General features: G+C 59.6%; 4 protein-coding genes and 1 tRNA gene. 2 read left to right on the forward strand and 3 right to left on the reverse strand.

What is annotated here, in order from left to right:
- A partial coding sequence (locus JHD07_RS33390; RefSeq protein WP_291629887.1) for a DUF4198 domain-containing protein occupies positions 1-492 on the forward strand: 492 nt, incomplete at its 5' end.
- Positions 493-585: 93 nt separating this feature from the next.
- On the opposite strand, the gene JHD07_RS33395 is transcribed toward JHD07_RS33390, so the two are convergent.
- Positions 586-2373, reverse strand: a complete 1788-nt coding sequence (locus JHD07_RS33395; protein WP_291629890.1) for a metallophosphoesterase — start codon at positions 2371-2373, stop codon at positions 586-588.
- Positions 2374-2418: 45 nt separating this feature from the next.
- Here JHD07_RS33395 and JHD07_RS33400 point away from each other — a divergent pair, with 45 nt between their 5' ends.
- Positions 2419-2571, forward strand: a complete 153-nt coding sequence (locus JHD07_RS33400; RefSeq protein WP_291629892.1) for a hypothetical protein — start codon at positions 2419-2421, stop codon at positions 2569-2571.
- Between the two features lie 404 nt (positions 2572-2975).
- Here JHD07_RS33400 and JHD07_RS33405 read toward each other — a convergent pair.
- Positions 2976-3050: transfer RNA gene (locus JHD07_RS33405), tRNA-Val, on the reverse strand.
- Between the two features lie 121 nt (positions 3051-3171).
- Positions 3172-4473 (reverse strand): hypothetical protein, encoded by a 1302-nt coding sequence (locus tag JHD07_RS33410; protein WP_291629894.1) that lies wholly within the window; start codon positions 4471-4473, stop codon positions 3172-3174.
- Between the last annotated feature and the right edge of the window lie 147 nt (positions 4474-4620).

The raw sequence follows: 4620 nt of genomic DNA on the forward strand, positions 1-4620 counted from the left end.
ATCAGGGTGTGTCCGCCGTCGTCGAACGGCTTCTGGGTCAAAACCACAAGCGGCCTCTACCGCAATGCCACGCGCCGGCTGGTGCCGGATGCTGCTGAAAGCCTCTGGTCGGGAAAATTCGCGAAGGCGATCTCGGGCCCCGGTTCGCCCTGGCAGGAGGTGCTCGGACACGAGCTCGAGATCGTACCGCTGTCCGATCCGGCCGAGGTGCAGCCGGGCGGTGCGTTGCGCGTCAAGGTGCTGTTCAAGGGCAAGCCGCTGTCCGGCGCCGAGGTCGAGCGCGGTGACGCCAGGACCGCGATTGCCGAGAAGGACATCCCCAAGTTCAAGACCGATGCCGACGGCGTCGCATCAGTCCCGATCGCGAAGCCAGGCCCATGCCTGCTGGTCGTCGATCACCGCGACGTGCCGCCGGCGACGCCGAACCAAGTGACCGCCGAGCTCACCAACGCGACCCTGTGGTTCGTCGTCGCGCGAACGCGCAAGCGGTGAGGGGACGATCCGGCCTGTGCTTCCCGGGTCCGTAACTCGTGACTGGTCCTGTCGCGCTCTACCGAGCGGCGCGGCCGCGCGTTGGATCTAGTTCTACTGATCATCTTTCCTTTGGGAGATCTCAGCAGATGGATCGACATCCGCAGACGAGAGGGACTCCTCTGCCGCAATTACGATGGCAGGCTCCAAGAGTCGGGGCTTGAACTTACGCGGCGGCACGAACAGCGAGGGCTTGTCTGGGCTGCGCTCGTCATTTGTCTGCCACGCTGCTCGGGATGGCGGCTGATCGATGCAGATCGGACAAATGGTCAACACATCGCCGACAATGCGCATTCTCAAGAAGTGCCGGTGAGTATCGAGTCGCATTGCACTGAAGGCATCGTTGTGACATCGGTTCAAGTGCAGGCAAGCAAGCTGTAGATATTTGCCAAAAATCCAGCCCCCAATGCGAGCGCCCAGAGGGAGCACGGGGAACGCCACGACCAGAGCCCAAAGAAGCCAGTGACTCCCGAGGATCAACAGGTTCTCTCGCACAAGCCAGAGAACGGTGCTCAAGATCACAATTGCAGCGAAGTGAACCAGCGCATGCGCGGCCGAGTACAGCATAGTTGCGGCGCTGAAACGACCCTCCTGGTATCCGAAATAGCCCCAGAACGCCAGGAAGAGCATAAGCCAGGTCCCGACAATGGTCTCTGGGATTGGCGCTTGTGTCAGCACAAAGCAACACATCGCGTAGAAACTGCCAAGAACGTACGAGAGTCCAGGATTTTTATGGAAAAACCTGCTCCGCTCGCGAAGAAGTCTTCTGCTCTCCTCCTTCGACGGATATTCGGCCTGCAACGAGAGAGTTGCGTCTCGCTCTTTCAGCCAGTCCGTACTGATTGAATCCTTCAGTTCGAGAGTGCCGTGGACAAACGCGCCGCCTCCACCCGATGTGATAAACTGACTGTTGGCACCCTGATAGCGAGCATAATGGTGTGAGTCACCCGATAGCACGAGCGGAATACGAAGGTGCTTGTCAGCGTTCTCCGCGATCTGCGAAGCATATCCAAGGGTCCGAAACGAGTCGCCTTCCTTCTCGGCTTCGTACCAACCAGGTTCTGCACTGCAGAGAATTATGTTGGCGCCGTCAGGCATGTTGTTTGCGGCATCAACGAAGTAGTCAGCCTGAGGCTGATCCATGTCGCGCACGAGCGCGATGTCTATACCCCAGATATACCAGTTGTTGGTGACTCGGGCGGAGAAGTAGCTCCTGCGCTGCCTCGTTGCCCAGTTTCCAATCCTTGTCGATTTAGATCGACAGAAGAGGGCTAGAAAAACCACAAGCCCGTCATACCAATCGTGGTTGCCGGGGAGTACGAGCAGGGGGCGCGGCTTCTCAGAATCACTTTTAGGCCACGCAAATTCGTAGGGGCGCCGTAGCCTGGCGATATACTCGTCGCGCGCAGCTGTAGGATAGACCTGGTCGCCGCCCATCACCAATACGTGGGCGCGAGGAAGCGGTCTTTCGAATTCGGGCAGCGTTAGCGAGGGCTGTGCAAGTGCATAAGCGACGGCATAGGTTGCATCGAACCCGTCACCCAGGTCGGCGACATAATCGATCAAGACCTCTCCTTGGTCATCACCGATATCTTTTCTCAAATCCGTGGTACTGCGGCTCTCTTCGAAAGTTTGCTTATCGAGGGCCGCATGTGTCAATCTGCGGTCCGCGTACTGCCCAAACAGTTTCGATATGATGACATTGAGAAGCAGTTTCAGAAGGAGTGTGGGCTCGAACCACCCGGTCATGGCCGGAAAGAACTTGAGGTGCTTCAGTTGGACTTCGGAGGCATCGAGTTTCAACACGTCTTTCAGGTCGCGCGGCTCTTTGGAATTTATCATCGACCGACCTCATTCGCTCAGCGATCACTTTATCGGAGCAGTGTCGTGCACGCTGGTATCGCAAAGAGTGGTAAGCCAAAAACTGTCGGCATCCTCCTTGCAGCTGATGCGGTGAATAGCTGGAAGACCTTGGCGATGAATGCGCAAATTGCGCAAAGACCCATTGCCCCCAATGAAGCTCTATCGCGAAAATTATAGTTCTCCGCTGCTCAGCTCAGCAGGGCCGAAACTCGCATAAGGCACGCTCTGGAGCTGTGAACTACTTCACAAGCGACGGCTTGTTCGTATGGCGCTGAAGTCCGAGCTTCGCGGTCCGCGCCGCAGCAATGTCAGCGCTCAAGGAACCCAGCCGCCAGAAGCGGGAAGATCGTTCCCACAACGAACTGCGAAGCGGCTCGGGGTTTTGCCCGACGCCTCAATCAAAATTCGGAAAAGTCGTGGTTTCTCGCTTTCGCTCGCGCCGACTACTGTGCATGGGGTTGTTTTCGAATTTTGACAGAGCGGAGGCAAGACCCCCAGTCCGTCTACGCTCTTCGAGCTACGCCGGACACGCTTCGCCACTATTGGGCGTGGCTGTGCCACGCGAAGCCTTTGGCGAAGCGTGGTGGGCGCACAAGGGATCGAACCTTGGACCTCTCCCGTGTGAAGGGAACGCTCTCCCGCTGAGCTATGCGCCCGGAACCACCGGATATCTTTCGGAGCGGGGATTTACGGAAGCAGGGGCAGGGGTGTCAAGCGCGGCCGGCCCGTGTGCTTCAGAATTCGGCTGAAATCCCGCCGTAGATGCTGAATGTCAGTCTATCCCGGCTGACGCGCCCGTGAGGCATGTGCCTGCAAGGCCCGAATCCGTTCCGCCAGCGTGCCGCGCGCCTCGGTGGCGGGGCCAGGCGCTGCAGCGCCATTTGGGGCAGCGCCGTTCGCCGTGGTCGCCTTGACGATGGTGCTGATCGCGGGCTTTTGCTCCTCGGACGCCAGGATCGCCTCGATCGGCGAGTCAGGGCCCTCCAGCGTCACCGCAAGCTTGGCGACTTCGGCTGCGATGTCGTTGATGCGCTCGCGCAGCAGGGCATTTTCCATGCGCTCGGTGGACCACGAGCTTTCCGCCTGCTGCTGAATGAGATTGATGTCGCGCTGTAACTTGGCGCGCTCATCCCGGGCGACGGTGAGCTGTTCTTCGAGCGAAGCCTTTTCCGCGCGGAGCTTCTCCAGCGCCGCGGGATTGCCGGTGCCGGACGCCATGTCTTCGCGCAGCTTCTGCTCGGTCTGTTTCGCGGCCTCGGCCTGCTGGCGCAACAGGGTGTTCTCGTATTCGCGCTCGGCGAGAATCTTGCCCTGCAAGGCGAGGCGGTTCTCGAGATCCGTGACGCGCGCCGACAGCATTTCGGTTTCTTTGGTCTGCACCACGAGCTGGCGATCGAGGTCGGTGACCTTTCCGCTCAGATCCTCGACCTTTCCGCGCGCGTCGCTGAGTTCGCGGGTCGCGATCTCGGCTTCGTTGCGATGGTCGGTCAGGCGCTGCCGGCTGCTGGACACTTCCTTCTCGGCGTCATTGACGCGGCTTTGCAGCTCTTCGATCTGGCTGCGGACCGCGAGCAGTTCGACCTGACGGCTTTCCGCCGTCATCGAGCGCTGGGAAAGTTCGCTGTTGAGCTTGCCGAGTTCACCTTGCTTGTCGGATAGCTGCTGTTCGGCGGTGCGCAGCGACTGCGTCTTGGCGCTGAACTCTTCTTCGGTCGCCCGCAACTGATCCTTCAGCGCCTTCTCGCGCGCTTCCAGCGCGAAAATCGCGGCGTTCTTCTCGCCGAGTTCGATCTTGAGGCGGTTGATCGCGTCCGATTTCTTGCCGAGTTCGGCAAGCTGGCTCGATGTCTTGTTCTTGAGCTGCTCGACGCTCATTTCGAGCCGGCGGGCGGACATCGCGAACTCGGCTCGCAACTGGTCCTTGTCGGCCTGGATCTCGGCCATCGAGAGCGGGGTCGCGGCTTCGAGGCGCTTTGTCGTCAGCCGGACCGCGCGGTTATGGACCAGCGGCACGATCATCAGACCGAACAGCATCGAGACCAGAAAACCGATCGCCAGATACATGATCGGTTCGACCATATGTGTGACCCCTGAGCTAGATTAAATCGTTTTTTACCATGCCACGGCGGGCGGGGAAAAAGCTAGCGGGACAGCGTGTTAACGTGAATCAGCCCGCCTCCCTGAAGGCAGGCGGGCGATGCCCCGGTCATCCCGTCAGGAAAGTGT

This window comes from Bradyrhizobium sp., from assembly GCF_016462955.1.
Lineage (GTDB): Bacteria > Pseudomonadota > Alphaproteobacteria > Rhizobiales > Xanthobacteraceae > Bradyrhizobium.